This window comes from Arthrobacter sp. 210 2, assembly GCF_059093025.1.
Window position 1 is genome coordinate 378,499 of the sequence record NZ_JBNHIE010000002.1, and the last position, 14,731, is coordinate 393,229.

Here is a 14,731-nt window from a genome sequence, read left to right on the forward strand (position 1 = left end):
GACGGATTGGCCATTGAGACGCAGGGCCTGACGAAGCGTTTCGGCCAGCAGGTTGCGGTGGACGCCGTGGATCTGGCCGTGCCGCCCGGCTCCGTGTTCGGCTTCCTGGGCCCCAACGGGTCCGGCAAGACCACCACTATCCGGATGCTGCTGGGCCTGGCGGCGGCGTCGGCGGGAACGGTTAATCTGCTGGGGATGGACATGCCGCGCCGGTTCCAGGACGTGCTCCCCCGGGTGGGCGCGCTGGTGGAGGGGCCGGCGTTCTACCCCTTTCTGTCCGGCGCGGCCAACCTCCACCGCCTGGACGCCGCCGGCCGCCACACCGTGCCGTCCACCCGCAAGGCCAGGGTGGACCGGGCGCTGGAACGCGTGGGGTTGTCGCATGCAGCAGGAAAAAAGGTCCACGCCTACTCGCTGGGCATGAAGCAGCGGCTGGGCATCGCCAATGCCCTGCTGTCCCACCGGGACCTGCTGGTCCTGGACGAGCCGACCAACGGGCTGGACCCGCAGGGCACCCGCGAAGTACGCAACCTGGTCCGGTCACTGGCCCACGACGGCGCCACTGTCTTTGTCTCCAGCCACCTGTTGGCGGAGGTGGAGCAGATGTGCACGCATGCCGCCATCATGAGTGCCGGCAGGTTGGTGGCGCAGGGCCCCCTGGCCGACCTGCGAAGGGCGGGCAGCGCCCGGATCAGGCTGCTGACGCCGGACGCCGGGGCAGCCCGTCAGGTCCTAGCCGGGTTTGGCCTGGAAGTGGAGGCAGGCGGCGTCCAGGGCGACGGCGAGATCCTCCTGGCTGACCTGGCCTCCCCTGGAGGTGGTGCCGACGGCCGCCTTCCGGAGGACATTGTGGCGCACCTGGTGGCGGCGGGGGCCCGGGTCAGGGGATTCGCCGTCGAACGCGAAAGCCTGGAAGACCGCTTTGTTGCCTTGACGGGGGAGGGGTTCGACGTTGCCCAGTAGTGTCCCGGCGGACGTCCCGGGAGTGGCCTTGCGACCGGCAAGGGTGCCCCCCGGGTCCGGCTTTTCGCTGATGCTGTCTGAACTGAGGGTGTTGTTTGCGCGCCGCCGCACCTGGGCGCTGTTGCTGGCGCTCGCGGCCATACCTGTGCTGGTGGCCGTCGCGGTGCGGGTGTCCTCCTCCGTCCCGCCGGGCCGCGGCCCTGCTTTCCTTGACCGGATCAGCCAGAACGGCCTGTTCGTCGCCTTTACCGCGATGCTGGTTTCGGTCCCGTTGTTCCTGCCGCTTACGGTGGGGGTGGTTGCCGGGGACACGATTGCGGGCGAGGCGAACCTGGGAACACTGAGGTACCTGCTGGTCGCACCTGCCGGACGGGTGCGGCTGTTGCTGGTCAAGTACGCGGGGGCGCTCGCATTCTGTCTGGTGGCACCCCTCACCGTGGCCGTTGCCGGTGCGGCCATCGGCGCGGCGCTATTTCCGGTAGGGCCGGTGACACTGCTGTCCGGAGACGTGATCGAGCCGCCGGAAGCTGCCGTCCGCATTCTCCTGATTGCCGCCTACCTTGCCGTGTCCCTGGCAGGGCTGTCCGCCATCGGGCTGTTCCTCTCGACCCTGACCGTCGTCCCGGTGGGCGCGATGGCCGCCACCGTGGTGGTCTCGGTGGTGTCCCAGGTCCTGGACCAGCTGCCCCAACTGGAGTGGCTGCACCCATGGCTGTTCAGCCATTACTGGTTCGGCTTTGGCGATATGCTCCGCCAGCCCGTTCTATGGGACACGTTCGCCAGCAACGCACTGCTCCAGGCCGGTTACATCACGGTGTTCGGGGCGCTCGCGTACGGTCGGATGGTCACCAAGGACGTCCTGAGCTGAGCCGCACCATCTGTTTTGCCGCATCAGCCGTTTTGAAGAACTAGGCGTGCTGGTGCGCCTCGTGCTCGGAATGGCTGGCAGGTTCCAGCTGGAAGGTGCAATGGTCGGTGTCGAAATGCGAGCCCAGGCAGGTGATGAGCTTGTCCAGCAGCTGGTCGGCGCCGCGGGCATTGAGCACCCCGTCCTCCACCACCACATGGGCGGAAAAGACCGGCACGCCGGACGTGATGGTCCAGATGTGGATATCGTGCACGTCGGTGACCCCGTCCACGGACAGGATGTGCTCGCGGATCATCTGCACCTCCACGCCCTTGGGGCTGGCTTCCAGCAGCACATCCACCACGTCGCGCAGCAGGCTCCAGGCCCGGGGCAGGATCAGCAGGGCGATCACCACGGACGCGATGGTATCCGCGGCGTTGAACCCGGTCAGCATGATCACCACGGCAGCGGCGATGACGGCGAAGGAACCCAGCAGGTCGCCCAGGACCTCCAGGTAGGCGCCGCGCACGTTCAGGCTTTCATGGTGGGCGCCATGCAGGATCAGCAGTGACACGATGTTCGCGATGGCGCCGAGGATGGCCGCGAACAGCATGATGTCGGTCTGCACTTCCGGCGCGGACCCGATCCGCCGGATTGCCTCCGAAAAGATGACCACGGAGATCACGATCAGGATCAGCGCGTTGGCCAGCGCAGCGAGGACTTCGGCCCGCTGGTACCCGTAGGTGCGCTGGTCGCTGGCGGGCCGGCCGGCAATCCAGGATGCCAGCAGGGCAATGGTCACCCCGGCCGCGTCCGACAGCATGTGCCCGGCGTCAGCAAGCAGGGACAGTGAACCGGACAGGATGGCACCGGCAACCTGGACCACCACCACGGACAGCGTGATCACAAGGACGGCCACGAGCCGTCTGCGGTGCCGCCCGGTGGCGGTGATGCCGTGTGTGTGGCTGTGGTCGTGTCCCATGCCTACAAGGCTAGCCCCAGCCCAGCTCATGCAGCCGGTCATCCGAAATGCCGAAGTGGTGGGCGATTTCATGGACCACTGTCACCGCCACTTCGTGGATGACGTCCTCCCGGGACGCACAGATCTCCAGGATGGGTTCGCGGAAGATGGTGATCCGGTCCGGCAGTGAGCCGGCGTCCCACCAGGAGTCCCGTTCGGTGAGGGGCACGCCTTCATAAACTCCCAGCAGGACTGTGTCCGGGTCCTCACCCGGCCCCGGCACGTAGTCGTCCTCGATGAACACGGCCACGTTGTCCATGGCACGGGCCAGCTTGTCCGGGATGCTGTCCAGGGCATCTGACACCGCGGCTTCGAACTCGTCTGCGGACATCCTGAAGCCGAGCGGTTCGTGGGGACCCTCGGGAACAATGGGGAGGCCGGGCGGGAGGCTGGCAGGCATACCTCGACTTTAGTCCCGAACGTGCCCCTGCCGGAGCCGCGCCTTGTGCCCGCTTCCCGGGCGTGAACGGTGCCTGGTGAGGCTGACTCCCGCCAGGCAGATGAGGCCGCCCACCAGGCCCAGGGCGGTGGGAATTTCTCCCAGCAGTAGCCACGAAATCAGCACCGTGGTGCCGGGCACCAGGTAGGTGGTGGCGGCGAGCTTGCCCGCGTCGATGAGCGAGAGGGCGTAGGCCCACGTGGTAAAAGCGATGGCGGTGGGGAAGATCCCCAGATACACCAGCCCGGCAATCGCCCCGGGCGGGGCGGCCTGCACCTCGGCCGCCAGTTGCCCTGCGAAGGGCAGGCAGCAGACCGCGCCCACCAGGATCCCGAAGCAGGTGGCCTGCGCCGCGGGGAACTTCCGCAGGACGGGCTTCTGGATGATGACGCTGACCGCGGCGAGTACGGCGGCCAGGAGGCAAAGCGCCACACCCGCCATTTCCGCCGTCGTGCTTTCCCCTCCGCCGGACGCCGGCACGGATCCCAGCCCGGGCGCCGTCCCCTGCCCGGACCCCACGGCGATCAGCGCAACCCCGGCGAACGCCACGGTGCTTCCGATCAGCAGCCACCTGGGGAAGCCCTCCTTCAGGAAGATGCCGGCCATGATGGCCACCAGGATGGGGTTGACGTTGATCAGCAAAGCGCTGGTGCCGGCGTCCAGGACATGTTCGGCGGCGTTCAGCGCCACGTTGTACCCGCCGAACCACATCACGCCATAGGCAAGGATGGGCCACCACTCGCGGCCCCTGGGCAGGTGCCGGCTCTTCAGGAGCTGTGGCAGGACCAGCAGGGACAGTACGACGGCGGCAATCGCCAGCCTGCCAAGCGTCAGGGAGCCTGGGGAGAAGTGCGGGCCGATGGCCCGGATTCCCACAAAGGCGGATGCCCACAGCACCACGGTAACCACCATCGCTGCCACGCCCAGCGCCTTCAGCGGGGCGGCCTGGCCGGCAGGTGCGGGAACGGATGTGCTGGCGGGGGTGGTTGACGGCATGAAGCCAATGTATCCGGGCGCAGGAGCTGCAGGCTGGCGGAAATCGGCCACGTCTGGTCAACTTCCTGCCAAAGTTCCACGGCGCTTGCGCAAGGGCAGCTGCCGGCCTCGGTTAGGATGCGGGTTATGGTCTCAAACCCTGCTCCTCCCCGTGATGCCGCACGCCTCGTCAGGACAATCATCTGGATCGTCCTGGCCCTCGTCGTGGCAGGCGGCGTCGCCTGGTATGCCTTCTTTGGAGCCGGGAAGCCGCAACAGGCCGCCCCGCCGGCCCCCGGCTCGGAGCAGCTGGTCCGGGCGGACAGCCACCGGCTTACCACGCCGTCGGTGGAGAAGGCCCAGTTGGTGGAGTTCCTCGACTTCGAGTGCCCGTCCTGCGGCTCCATCCATCCTGTGGTGGAGCAGCTCAAGGCGGAGTTCGGAGACCGGATCACGTTCGTCCACCGGCATTTCCCGTTGTCGATGCATCCGAATTCCGGGCAGGCTGCCCTGGCCGCCGAGGCCGCGGGGCAGCAGGGCCAGTACCAGCAGATGGCCAACCGGCTGTTTGAAACGCAGTCCCAGTGGGCGGGGAGCCAGCAGTCGCAGGCGCCGTTGTTCCGCACTTATGCCCAGGAGCTGGGGCTGGATCTTGCCCTGTTCGACGCCGCGGTGGCCGACCAGAAGACCGAGGACCGGATCCTGGCCGACATCGCCGACGGCAAGGCGCTGGGCGTGAGCGGTACCCCCACCTTTTTCCTGAACGGGGAAAAGCTGACGCTGTCCACGCAGGCGGACTTCCGGCAGAAGCTGGCTGACGCGGCGAAGTAGCGTTCCTGTTCAGCGCCCGGTCACCTTGGGAAGCAGGTTACGTCGCCGCTGCCCAATCCAGTAGACGGTCCACCGGCCAGGTGGTGATGATGCGCTCCGCCGGGACCTCGTTCCGTGCGGCCCGCTCCGCGCCGTATTGCAGGAAGTCCAGCTGTCCCGGCGCGTGGGCGTCGCTGTCGATCGAGAACAGGCACCCGGCTTCCAGCGCGAGCTGGATCAGTGCATCCGGCGGGTCCTGCCGTTCCGGCCGGGAATTGATCTCCACCGCCACGTTGTATTCGGCGCAGGCGGCAAAGACCTCCTTGGCGTCGAACTCGGACGGCGGGCGGGTTCCCCGCGAACCCTCAACCAGGCGTCCCGTGCAGTGGCCCAGGACATTGGTGTGCCGTGCCTGGATGCCTCCGAGCATCCGCCGGGTCATGGTCTTCCGGTCCGCCCGGAGCTTGGAATGGACGCTGGCCACCACGATGTCGAGGCGGTCCAGCAGGCCGGGATCCTGGTCCAGCTCGCCCGACTCGAGGATGTCCACTTCAATGCCGGTCAGCAGCCGCACCCTGCTGTCCGGGTTCCCGCTGCCGGACTGCCCGTCGGCATTGATCTCCGCCACCACGTCCAGCTGCCGGGTGAGCCGTTCCGGCGAGAGCCCGTTGGCGATGGTGAGGTTCGGTGAGTGGTCCGTGAGCGCCAGGTATTCCCGCCCCAGCACCCCGGCGGCCGCCACCATCAGCTCAATGGGGGAGCCGCCGTCGGACCAGTCGCTGTGGCTGTGCAGGTCCCCGCGCAGTTCGTTCCGGATCGCGGCGCCGCCGGTTGCCAGGGGTTGGGCGCCCTTCTCCCGGAGGTCGGCCAGGTAGTCCGGGACCCCGCCGCCCACTGCCTGCTGGATGACCTGGTAGGTCCGGTCACCGATGCCCTTCATGGATTTCAGCCGCCCGGTGCGGGCACGCTCCGCCACTTCCTCCGGCGGCAGCGGGCTGATGGCCGCGGCGGCCTTGCGGAAGGCCTGGACCTTGAAGGTGGCGGCGCGTCCGCGCTCCAGCCAGAAAGCAATCTCGTTGAGTGCTGCAACGGCATCCATCAGTCCATCTTCACCTGTTCTCCCTGTTCAGGCACGGTGTTTTAGGCCGATTTTGGAATATCCCGGACTAGGCCCTATAGTTTTAGAGTCCAGTTCGGAGAAACGCAAAGGACAAAGACGGAAAGCCTCGCTTTACGCCTTTTATTTTGTTCCGAACGGGTTCTGGCCCCCATCGTCTAGCGGCCTAGGACACCGCCCTTTCACGGCGGCGGCACGGGTTCGAATCCCGTTGGGGGTACGCAAGGAACTGGTCAAACAGGCTAAAAAAGTCTGGTAGGCTGGAAGCCTTGAAAAAAGCAGTAGAGATACTGCAAATGCAAGAAACGCAAGGCCCTGTAGCGCAGTTGGTTAGCGCGCCGCCCTGTCACGGCGGAGGTCGCGGGTTCAAGTCCCGTCAGGGTCGCTCTGATTGTTGGAAGTAATTCCGGCTGTCATGGTGACTAGTCACCTAGGCTCTGTAGCTCAGTTGGTAGAGCGTTCGACTGAAAATCGAAAGGTCACCGGATCGACGCCGGTCGGAGCCACCACTGGGAAGCACCAGTTCTTCGGAACTGGTGCTTTTCTTCATTTAACGCACCCCCTCTTATCGGATGAGCAACCTTCCTAACGAGGGTTATAGGACAAAACGTGTGTAAATCCCAGGTGTGTCATGTGCGGCCTTCCCAATAACGAGGCAGGGGCAGGAGCCTGGTGCTGCGTCCTTCCGGTGCTGGCAACCGGACCCCTGGTACCGGCACGGCAGCTAAATCCCCCCTACACAGACAAATCCCCCCGGCGTTTCCGGGGGAGATGTCCATATGTGGGGGTATTTCGCTGCGTAGCGGATTTCCGTGGAGCAAACTCCTGTGAAGTGCCCCACAGAACCCCGCGTGGCATGAACCACACGGTCCAGACCAGCCCAAAAAAGATTTGACTGACCTTTGAAACATTTGACTCCTGCAAAACCGTTGTGGCACGCGCGCGCCTTGGAATGCGTAAGCGCTTGCACCCGACCCGGCAGGCGTGGAATCCGGAGCTTGCAACACGGTTTGGAGCGGGCCCCGCACCGTGCCTAGCGTGGACAGCGGCCCGGGATCTCCCCAGATAGCGGGCCCGCATTGGGACCGCACCCAGGTCCCTCCCCTCGATACAACGGCGTCCTCGATGACGCCAACAGGGTTATCGAGGACTCCGGAGTGTGAGGAACAGGGCACCCGCCCGTCTTCCACGAACAGCTACAACTCCGCGAGAAGAGCAACAATGCACAAGCACCCCCAAACCCGCCGGCCGCTGCGGTGGCGTCCCGCCGCCGCGGCACTGGCGACGGCCGTAGCGGCCTCGGCCTTCCTGGCCGTGCCATCGGCGCAGGCGAACGAGCCCGCGGACCCGCCGGCCGTTGAGCAGATGCCCGCGCCCACCCCTGGCTTCCCCCTCCCCACGGAACACACCCAGCAGGCCCACGACCCGGCGTCGGACTTCACCTCCAAGTGGACCCGCGCGGATGCCAAGCAGATCATGGCGCAGAGTGACTCCACCGTGGCTGCCGGCGAAAACTCCATGAGCCCCGACGTCACCATGCCGGAGATCCCCGAGGACTTCCCCGCCATGAATGACGACGTCTGGGTTTGGGACACCTGGTCCCTGACGGACGAGAACGCGAACCAGATCAGCTACAAGGGCTGGGACGTCGTCTTCTCCCTGGTCGCCGACCGGCACGCCGGCTACGGCTTCGACCAGCGGCACTGGAACGCCCGCATCGGCTACTTCTTCCGCAAGACCAACGCCGACCCGGCCAAGGACAAGTGGAACTACGGCGGACACGTCTTCGCTGACGGCGCGTCCATCGGAAACACTGAATGGTCCGGTTCCACCCGCCTCATGCAGGGCAACCAGGTCAACGTGTTCTACACCGCCACCACCTTCTACGACGTGGCCGAGCGGAACGCAGGCGGCGGCGGCATTGCCCCTGATGCTGCCATCGCCAAGGCCCTGGGAAAGATCCACGCCGACGAGAACGGCGTGACGTTCGACGGCTTCCAGCACACCAAGCTGCTGGAACCGGACGGCACGATGTACCAGACCAAGGAACAGAACCCGGGCTTCGCCTTCCGCGACCCCTACACGTTCGCCGACCCGGCCCACCCCGGCAAGACCTTCATGGTCTTCGAAGGCAACACCGGCGGAACCCGCGGGGAATACGAGTGCAAGCCCGAAGACCTTGGGTACCGTCCCGGCGACGCCAATGCCGAGTCCGTGGATGAGGTCAACAGCAGCGGGGCCTACTACCAGACCGCCAACGTCGGCCTGGCAGTGGCGGACAACAAGGACCTCACCAAGTGGTCCTTCCTGCCGCCCATCCTTTCGGCGAACTGCGTCAACGACCAGACTGAGCGTCCCCAGATCTTCATCCAGAACGAAGGCGGCAAGAACAAGTACTACCTGTTCACCATCAGCCACCAGTTCACCTATGCAGCGGGCATGCGCGGCCCCGACGGCGTCTACGGCTTCGTGGGCGACGGCGTCCGTTCCGATTACCAGCCAATGAACAACAGCGGCCTGGCGCTCGGCTCGCCGACGGACCTGAACCTGCCGTCCGAATCACCGGAGGCACCCACGCCCAACCAGAACGGTCGCCAGTTCCAGGCCTACTCGCACTACGTGCAGCCCGGCGGCCTGGTGCAGTCCTTCATCGACAACGTCAACGGCGTCCGGGGCGGCTCGCTCTCGCCCACGGTGAAGATCAACTTCCGTAATGGTGTGTCCCAGGTGGACCGCAGCTTCGGCCAGAACGGCCTTGGGCCGTTCGGCTACCTGCCCACCAACGTCCGCGTCGGCGGGGAAGGACACTACAAATAGACTGCGGCACCAGCCGCAACCGCCGCTGCTGAGCCAGCGGCACCGCTCAGGCGGGGATGTCCTTGGGGGCCTCCCCGCCTGGGTTCTTTTAACCTGGGCTCTTGGCGGTGCGCCGGCCAGCCGGCCAGGGAGCGCGGCAAAAAGGCCGGCTGACAGGCATAACAGCACATCAGCGCCGGCTGGGGATAGGGTTGGAACAACAGAAGGGGGAGTGCCTGATGGAATACCAGAACCCACAACCCGGCCAGGGCAGCCACAGTGCCGCCGTGCCGGTTCCCGTCCCGGTCCCGGGACTGGGCCGGACAGTGATTTCCGAAACGGCGGTGGCCAAGGTTGCCGGTATCGCCGCCCGCGCCGTCCCCGGTGTCCACTCCCTGGGGTCGGGCTCCCGCGCGCTGGGGGCCATCCGCGATGCCGTAGGCAGCAGCACGGACCATGCTGCGGGGGTCCATGCCGAGGTGGGCGAAACGCAGGTAGCTGTGGATATCAGCCTGGTGGCCAGCTACGGCACGCCCCTGCACGCCCTCGCAAATCAGGTGCGCGCGGCCGTTTACCGGGCCGTCGAGGAACTGGTGGGACTGCAGGTCATCGAGGTGAACGTCGAAGTCACCGACGTCTTCGTTCCGCCTCCTGTTAAACCGACAACACCGGGCACTGCCGACAGGGAGGCGCTGCTGTGAATCTCACTGTTGCAGGAATCGCGATGGGGGCCTTTGTTGCCTTCATGTCCCTCCAGTTCGGGCTGTGGGGCTTCCTGATCTCCCTGCTCTTTATGGCCATCGGGGCATTCCTGGGCCGCGCCGCCGAGGGGAAGCTGGACCTGCGCGGCGTCCTGGACGCCATCACCGGCCGGCGCTCATCCTCATGAGCACGCCTGCGCCGGCTGTGCGGGGGCAGGCGCGCAGCGGCCACAACCGGATCAGCACGCAGGCACTGACAAGCCTCGCCAAAGCGGCGGCCGCCCATGCCCTGGGCGTCGATGCCCAGGATGTCCGGGCGGATTGGACGGACGACGACGGCCTGCTGGCTTTGTCCCTCGTCACGCCCATTAGCATTCCGCCTTTAAAGGATGTGTCCCTGGACCCGGCACGGGTGGAGGTTTTTGGCGGTTCCATCTGGGACCGCACCGTCCGGGCCAAGGCCCGCATCCTGGAAACTGTCACCGACCTCAGCGGTGCACGACTGAGCCGGGTGGATATCCGGATCAGCGGCGCCAGGATCAGTGAAGGAGGGCGCGTCCAGTGAGCAGCAGGGTGGAGGCCGGGGACCGCAGGTCCCGGAGTCCGGAGGGCCGTGACGACGGACGGCGTCCTGACATGCGCCGCGTGGTGTACCGCGAAACCCACTCAACACGGGCGGCTGTTGCGATCGCCGCTGCCGTCCTGGTCACGGTGTTTGCCGCCTACGGCCTCCTGGAAGCCGCCGTACACGCCATCGGCCAACCGGCCTGGCTCATCGAACCGCAGGTGGCAGCGCAGCGTATCGTCGCGTTGCCCGCCGGCATGACCCCGCTTCTGCTTGGCGCCATCGGGGCCGTGGTTGCCATGGTTGGCCTGGTCTTTCTCCTCAACGGGATACTTCCCGGACGGCGGGCCCGGCACCTTCTCTCCGGCCACGCCGCCGGAAGGCCCGCCGTCGTGGTTGACGACGAAGTCATCGCCTCGTCGCTGGCCCGCCGCGCCAGGCTGGCGGCAAACGTCACCCCCGAACAGGTCATGGTGGTGGTCTCGCAACGGCAGGTCCTGGTGAACGTCAGGCCCACGTCCGGTGTACCCGTCGACGAGGGAACAGTACTCGCCGCCATCCAGGACGAGCTGGACCAGATGGCGCTGGATCCGTCACCTGCCGCCCGTGTCAACGTGGCACCGTCAGGAGTGGTGGGCGCATGAACAGCACTCCAACCCTCCTCAACCGGATCCTGCTCACCGTCCTGGGCCTGAAGCTCCTGGCGATCGGTCTCCTGCTGATGCTGCTGGCCACCGTGCCCGCAGTCGCGGCGTGGTGGCACTCCTGGTCCCCGGGCGTGTGGAACGGGATCAACCAGATGTTCAACGCCACCAGGTTCCCGGGCCGGACCCAAAGCTGGCTGTGGATCATAGTGGCGCTGGTCCTGCTGCTGCTGATCGGGCTCATGGTGGCCTGGATCGCCCAGCAGGGGAAAGGACGGTCCAACCTTCTGGCCTCCGAGTACGATCCCGGTGAGGTTCCCGGTGACGTGCGGATTGGCGGGGGAGTGGCCGAGCAGGCCCTCAAGCACGCCCTTGCCGGACGCCCGGACCTGGCCGGAGCCACCGTAACCACCTACGACGTCAAAGGAACCCCTGCCCTGAAGGTACGGCTCCTGCCGCGCCAGGGGGTGGCGCCGCATCTGTTGGCCGCCGAAATCTCCGGGCTGCTGGCTGCACTCGAAACCGTCGTAGGCAGGGAAACGCCCGTCCTCATTCATATCGGCGCCGGTGCGCGGACCCGCTTCGGCAGGGCCGAGCGGGTCCGCTGACAGGTCACTTCCTGAGAAGGTAGACGGCGTAGTCCACGGGAACCTCCCGCATCGCTGCCCACTCTTCGGCGGGTTCAGGCCCGCTGGAGAGGGCTACGGCGTACCCCTCAGGAACCGGTGCGGAGGCGAATCCCATGTTGGCGAGGACCAGGACGTCCCCATTATGGAAGGCCAGCAGGCCGCTGTCCGGCGCATGGACGTCAGCCCATGACACGGTCCCCCGGCCAAGTTTGTGGGCGGAACGGAAGGCAAGGGCGGCCCGGTAAAGCTCAAGCGTGGAGCCCTCCACGCCGTCCTGCCGGTCGGCAGCCAGGGGCCCGAAGCTCTCGGGTTGGGGGAGCCACGGCTGCGCCGCCTTGCCGTTGTGCCGGTCCGAGAACCCGTAGCCCGGCAGGTCGCCGGACCAGGGGAGCGGCACCCGGCAGCCGTCCCGCCCGGTTTCAGCACAGCACCGCGTGTCCGGAAAAAAGTGGGGTTCTGCCGGGCGGCGGCCGGCAGCGTGGTGTGTTCCGGCAGGCCCAGTTCCTCGCCCTGGTACAGGTAGGCGGAGCCGGGCAAGGCCAGCGAAACCAGCGTGGCAGCGCGGGCACGGGCCAGTCCCAGGGCGGCATCCGGCTGCTCGTCATCCGCCGCGATGCCCTTGGGAAAGATTGTGGGATCGGACAGCCCGAAACGGGTGGGATGGCGGACGGTGTCATGGTTGCTGAGGACCCAGGTGCAGGGCGCGCCGACCGACGCTGCGGCCGCAAGGGAGGCTTCCACAGCCTCGGCCAGGCGTTCAGCGTCCCAGCCGGCCAGCAGGAAATCGAAATTGAATGCCTGCTGCATCTCGTCGGGCCGGACGTAGAGTGCCAGCCGTTCCGCCGGCTCCACCCAGGCTTCCGCCAACATCATCCGGTCGCTGCCGTACTCTGCCAGGACCCGGTGCCAGTCACGGTAGATTTCGTGCACCCCGTCCTGGTCGAAAAACGGCGACGGCGGGTACACCGGAGACACAGCACGGTGCGGTTCTTCGGCGTCGGTATGGGCGCCGGGCGCGTCGCCGGGTGGTGTTGGACCAGGGCGCGTGCCGGCGGTGCCTTCCACCATGGCAGCCACGCCGTCCCAGTCGGGCAGGCCTTTTTCCTTGACCATGCCATGGGCTACATCCACCCTGAAGCCGTCCACGCCCCGGTCCAGCCAGAAACGGAGAACCGACCGCATCTCTTCCTGTACCTCCGGGTTTTCCCAGTTCAGGTCCGGCTGCTTGGTATCAAACAGGTGCAGGTACCAGTCGCCGGGGGAGCCGTCAGCGGCGGGGACCCTGCTCCAGGCAGGCCCGCCGAAGATCGACCGCCAGTTGTTCGGTGCCCGGTTGCCGTCCCCTGACCCGGGAACCTCGTCCCTGCCGGGGCGGAAGATGTAGCGCTCCCGTTCCGGTGACCCCGGCAGCGAAGCCAGGGCCTCCTGGAACCACACGTGTTCATCGGAGGTGTGGTTGGGAACCAGGTCCACAATGACTTTCATGCCCCTGCTGTGAGCATCCTGCAACATGGCGTCGAAGTCGGCCAGCGAGCCGAACAGCGGGTCCACCTGGCGGTAGTCCGCGACGTCATACCCGCCGTCGGCCTGCGGCGACTTGTAGAACGGGGACAGCCAGATCGCGTCTACCCCCAGGCGCTCCAGGTAGGGAAGGCGGGCCACTATGCCGCGCAGATCGCCCATGCCGTCGCCGTTTCCATCGGCGAAGGAGCGGGGGTAAATCTGGTAGACAACAGCGTCCGCCCACCATTCGGAACGGGCCGGGGCGGCGGCAGGAACGCTCAGGTTGGACATTTGGTTCCTCTCAGATAACTTTTTGATGTAAACGCTTGCATTACCCGCAGTCACATTACTAGTGTGATGGTCACCACAACAACCTCACCAAACAAGCGCACTGTCGACTTACTTGTCACTCAGCGAGGAGCTTCAAGCTAATGAAAACCCCTAGATTCCTTCTTCCGGCTGCCACTGCCGGTGTCCTTGCCCTGACCTTGTCTGCCTGTGGCGGCGGAGGCGGCGGCGGGACCACGGGCGGCGGTGGGACCGACGCCGAAGCAAACCTGGACAGCCGGGGCCCCATCACCTACGTACAGGGCAAGGACAACAGCAACGTGGTGCGTCCGCTGATCGAAAAGTGGAACGCTGCCCACCCTGACGAGAAGGTCACGTTCAAGGAACAGACCGACCAGGCCGACCAGCAGCACGATGACCTCGTGCAGAACTTCCAGGCCAAGAACGCGGATTACGACGTTGCCAGCGTGGATGTTGTGTGGACTGCTGAATTCGCAGCCAAGGGGTGGCTGCAGCCGCTCAAGGACAAGATGGCTGTGGAAACCGAGGGCATGCTCGAACCCACTGTTGAGGCTGGTTCCTATAAGGGCACCCTCTACGCGGCTCCGGTCTCCTCCGATGGCGGCATCCTCTACTACCGCAAGGACCTGGTGCCCGAAGCGCCCAAGACCTGGGCCGAGATGATGGAGATGTGCTCCATTGCCAAGGCCAACAACATTGGGTGCTACTCAGGCCAGTTCAAGCAGTATGAAGGCCTCACTGTCAATGCTTCCGAGGCCATCAACTCTGCCGGCGGTTCTGTCCTGGATGACGAGGGCAAGCCGAACCTGAACACCCCGGAAGCTGAAGAAGGCCTGAACAACCTGGTGGAAGCCTTTAAGAACGGGAACATTCCCGCTGAGGCGATCACTTACCAGGAAGAGGAAAGCCGCCGTGCCTTCCAGGAAGGCAAGCTGCTGTTCCTCCGCAACTGGCCTTACGTGTACAACCTGGCCACCACTGAAGGTTCCTCGCAGGTGAAGGACGTTCTGGGCATGGCTGCCCTGCCCGGCGCGGACGGCCCCGGTGCCTCGTCCCTCGGCGGCCACAGTGCAGCCATCAGCGTCTACTCCGACCACAAGGCGACCGCCCTGGACTTCGTCAAATTCCTGATCGAAGAGGAACAGCAGAAGTTCTTCGCAACCCAGGGGTCCCTGGCTCCGGTATTCGGCGCTCTCTACGAGGACCAGGAACTGGTTGCCAAGCTGCCGTACCTGCCGGTCCTGAAGACCTCCATCGAGAACGCTGTTCCCCGTCCGGTGACGCCGTTCTACCCAGCTGTCACCCAGGCAATCCAGGAAAATGCCTACGCGGCACTGAAGGGTGAAAAGCCTGCCAAGGATGCGCTGTCCGACATGCAGAAGTCGATCGAGACCGCCGGCGCGGGATCGTAG

Annotated in this window: 14 protein-coding genes, 3 tRNA genes and 1 pseudogene; 13 read left to right on the plus strand and 5 right to left on the minus strand. The window is 65.9% G+C overall.

All coding sequences use genetic code 11. From position 1 onward, the window contains the following. The first annotated feature begins 6 nt into the window (after positions 1-6). Complete coding sequence (locus tag AC5RWA_RS06160; RefSeq protein ID WP_494056944.1) at positions 7-963, plus strand: ABC transporter ATP-binding protein; 957 nt, start codon at positions 7-9, stop codon at positions 961-963. Positions 964-1,033: 70 nt separating this feature from the next. Continuing rightward, the gene (locus AC5RWA_RS06165; RefSeq protein WP_494056945.1) at positions 1,034-1,831 is read left to right on the plus strand and encodes an ABC transporter permease; all 798 of its coding nucleotides are present in this window, start codon (positions 1,034-1,036) and stop codon (positions 1,829-1,831) included. A 40-nt stretch (positions 1,832-1,871) separates the two neighbouring features. Here AC5RWA_RS06165 and AC5RWA_RS06170 read toward each other — a convergent pair whose 3' ends face one another. The 3 genes from AC5RWA_RS06170 to AC5RWA_RS06180 are packed head-to-tail and all read right to left on the minus strand — an operon-like array spanning position 1,872 to position 4,266. Beyond that, on the minus strand, positions 1,872-2,792 hold the full coding sequence (locus AC5RWA_RS06170; protein WP_079598393.1) for a cation diffusion facilitator family transporter: 921 nt from the start codon (positions 2,790-2,792) through the stop codon (positions 1,872-1,874). Between the two features lie 10 nt (positions 2,793-2,802). Next, positions 2,803-3,231 carry a metallopeptidase family protein gene (locus tag AC5RWA_RS06175; RefSeq protein ID WP_494056946.1) on the minus strand — a complete coding sequence of 143 codons (429 nt, stop codon included), beginning with the start codon at positions 3,229-3,231 and terminating at the stop codon, positions 2,803-2,805. 9 nt (positions 3,232-3,240) lie between these two features. Then, a complete protein-coding gene (locus tag AC5RWA_RS06180) occupies positions 3,241-4,266 on the minus strand; it encodes a DMT family transporter (protein ID WP_494056947.1) in 1,026 nt (341 codons plus the stop codon). Positions 4,267-4,392: 126 nt separating this feature from the next. Between AC5RWA_RS06180 and AC5RWA_RS06185 the strand changes: the two genes are divergently transcribed. After that, on the plus strand, positions 4,393-5,076 hold the full coding sequence (locus AC5RWA_RS06185; protein ID WP_494056948.1) for a DsbA family protein: 684 nt from the start codon (positions 4,393-4,395) through the stop codon (positions 5,074-5,076). 37 nt (positions 5,077-5,113) lie between these two features. Here AC5RWA_RS06185 and AC5RWA_RS06190 read toward each other — a convergent pair whose 3' ends face one another. Continuing rightward, a complete protein-coding gene (locus AC5RWA_RS06190) occupies positions 5,114-6,154 on the minus strand; it encodes a PHP domain-containing protein (protein ID WP_494056949.1) in 1,041 nt (346 codons plus the stop codon). A gap of 165 nt (positions 6,155-6,319) precedes the next feature. Between AC5RWA_RS06190 and AC5RWA_RS06195 the strand changes: the two genes are divergently transcribed. The 9 genes from AC5RWA_RS06195 (at position 6,320) to AC5RWA_RS06235 (ending at position 11,486) form a co-directional block, all read left to right on the plus strand. Continuing rightward, positions 6,320-6,392, plus strand: a tRNA-Glu gene (locus AC5RWA_RS06195). A 91-nt stretch (positions 6,393-6,483) separates the two neighbouring features. Next, positions 6,484-6,557, plus strand: a tRNA-Asp gene (locus AC5RWA_RS06200). 48 nt (positions 6,558-6,605) lie between these two features. Further along, positions 6,606-6,681: transfer RNA gene (locus AC5RWA_RS06205), tRNA-Phe, on the plus strand. 712 nt (positions 6,682-7,393) lie between these two features. After that, positions 7,394-8,989: a glycoside hydrolase family 68 protein gene (locus tag AC5RWA_RS06210; RefSeq protein WP_275728645.1), complete on the plus strand. Its 1,596-nt coding sequence runs from the start codon at positions 7,394-7,396 to the stop codon at positions 8,987-8,989. Positions 8,990-9,207: 218 nt separating this feature from the next. Continuing rightward, complete coding sequence (locus AC5RWA_RS06215) at positions 9,208-9,669, plus strand: Asp23/Gls24 family envelope stress response protein (protein ID WP_115526266.1); 462 nt, start codon at positions 9,208-9,210, stop codon at positions 9,667-9,669. Further along, positions 9,666-9,857: a hypothetical protein gene (locus AC5RWA_RS06220; RefSeq protein WP_079598399.1), complete on the plus strand. Its 192-nt coding sequence runs from the start codon at positions 9,666-9,668 to the stop codon at positions 9,855-9,857. Before AC5RWA_RS06215 ends, AC5RWA_RS06220 begins: the two co-directional genes overlap by 4 nt. Beyond that, complete coding sequence (locus tag AC5RWA_RS06225) at positions 9,854-10,234, plus strand: hypothetical protein (RefSeq protein WP_494056950.1); 381 nt, start codon at positions 9,854-9,856, stop codon at positions 10,232-10,234. The genes AC5RWA_RS06220 and AC5RWA_RS06225 overlap by 4 nt, the downstream gene beginning before the upstream one ends. Further along, positions 10,231-10,878 carry a hypothetical protein gene (locus AC5RWA_RS06230; RefSeq protein ID WP_494056951.1) on the plus strand — a complete coding sequence of 216 codons (648 nt, stop codon included), beginning with the start codon at positions 10,231-10,233 and terminating at the stop codon, positions 10,876-10,878. Before AC5RWA_RS06225 ends, AC5RWA_RS06230 begins: the two co-directional genes overlap by 4 nt. Further along, on the plus strand, positions 10,875-11,486 hold the full coding sequence (locus AC5RWA_RS06235; protein WP_494056952.1) for a hypothetical protein: 612 nt from the start codon (positions 10,875-10,877) through the stop codon (positions 11,484-11,486). Before AC5RWA_RS06230 ends, AC5RWA_RS06235 begins: the two co-directional genes overlap by 4 nt. A 4-nt stretch (positions 11,487-11,490) precedes the next feature. On the opposite strand, the pseudogene AC5RWA_RS06240 reads toward AC5RWA_RS06235, so the two are convergent. Further along, a pseudogene (locus AC5RWA_RS06240) lies at positions 11,491-13,301 on the minus strand (glycoside hydrolase family 13 protein). A gap of 140 nt (positions 13,302-13,441) precedes the next feature. Here AC5RWA_RS06240 and AC5RWA_RS06245 point away from each other — a divergent pair. Next, a complete protein-coding gene (locus tag AC5RWA_RS06245) occupies positions 13,442-14,731 on the plus strand; it encodes an ABC transporter substrate-binding protein (protein ID WP_079598404.1) in 1,290 nt (429 codons plus the stop codon).

Bases quoted from the DNA above. Each gene is read 5' to 3' on its own strand.
- AC5RWA_RS06245 (WP_079598404.1), top strand. From the start codon at position 13,442: ATGAAAACCCCTAGATTCCTTCTTCCGGCTGCCACTGCCGGTGTCCTT.
- AC5RWA_RS06225 (WP_494056950.1), top strand. From the start codon at position 9,854: ATGAGCACGCCTGCGCCGGCTGTGCGGGGGCAGGCGCGCAGCGGCCAC.
- AC5RWA_RS06210 (WP_275728645.1), top strand. From the start codon at position 7,394: ATGCACAAGCACCCCCAAACCCGCCGGCCGCTGCGGTGGCGTCCCGCC.
- AC5RWA_RS06180 (WP_494056947.1), bottom strand. From the start codon at position 4,266: ATGCCGTCAACCACCCCCGCCAGCACATCCGTTCCCGCACCTGCCGGC.
- AC5RWA_RS06215 (WP_115526266.1), top strand. From the start codon at position 9,208: ATGGAATACCAGAACCCACAACCCGGCCAGGGCAGCCACAGTGCCGCC.
- AC5RWA_RS06175 (WP_494056946.1), bottom strand. From the start codon at position 3,231: ATGCCTGCCAGCCTCCCGCCCGGCCTCCCCATTGTTCCCGAGGGTCCC.
- AC5RWA_RS06190 (WP_494056949.1), bottom strand. From the start codon at position 6,154: ATGGATGCCGTTGCAGCACTCAACGAGATTGCTTTCTGGCTGGAGCGC.
- AC5RWA_RS06235 (WP_494056952.1), top strand. From the start codon at position 10,875: ATGAACAGCACTCCAACCCTCCTCAACCGGATCCTGCTCACCGTCCTG.
- AC5RWA_RS06165 (WP_494056945.1), top strand. From the start codon at position 1,034: ATGCTGTCTGAACTGAGGGTGTTGTTTGCGCGCCGCCGCACCTGGGCG.
- AC5RWA_RS06185 (WP_494056948.1), top strand. From the start codon at position 4,393: ATGGTCTCAAACCCTGCTCCTCCCCGTGATGCCGCACGCCTCGTCAGG.
- AC5RWA_RS06170 (WP_079598393.1), bottom strand. From the start codon at position 2,792: ATGGGACACGACCACAGCCACACACACGGCATCACCGCCACCGGGCGG.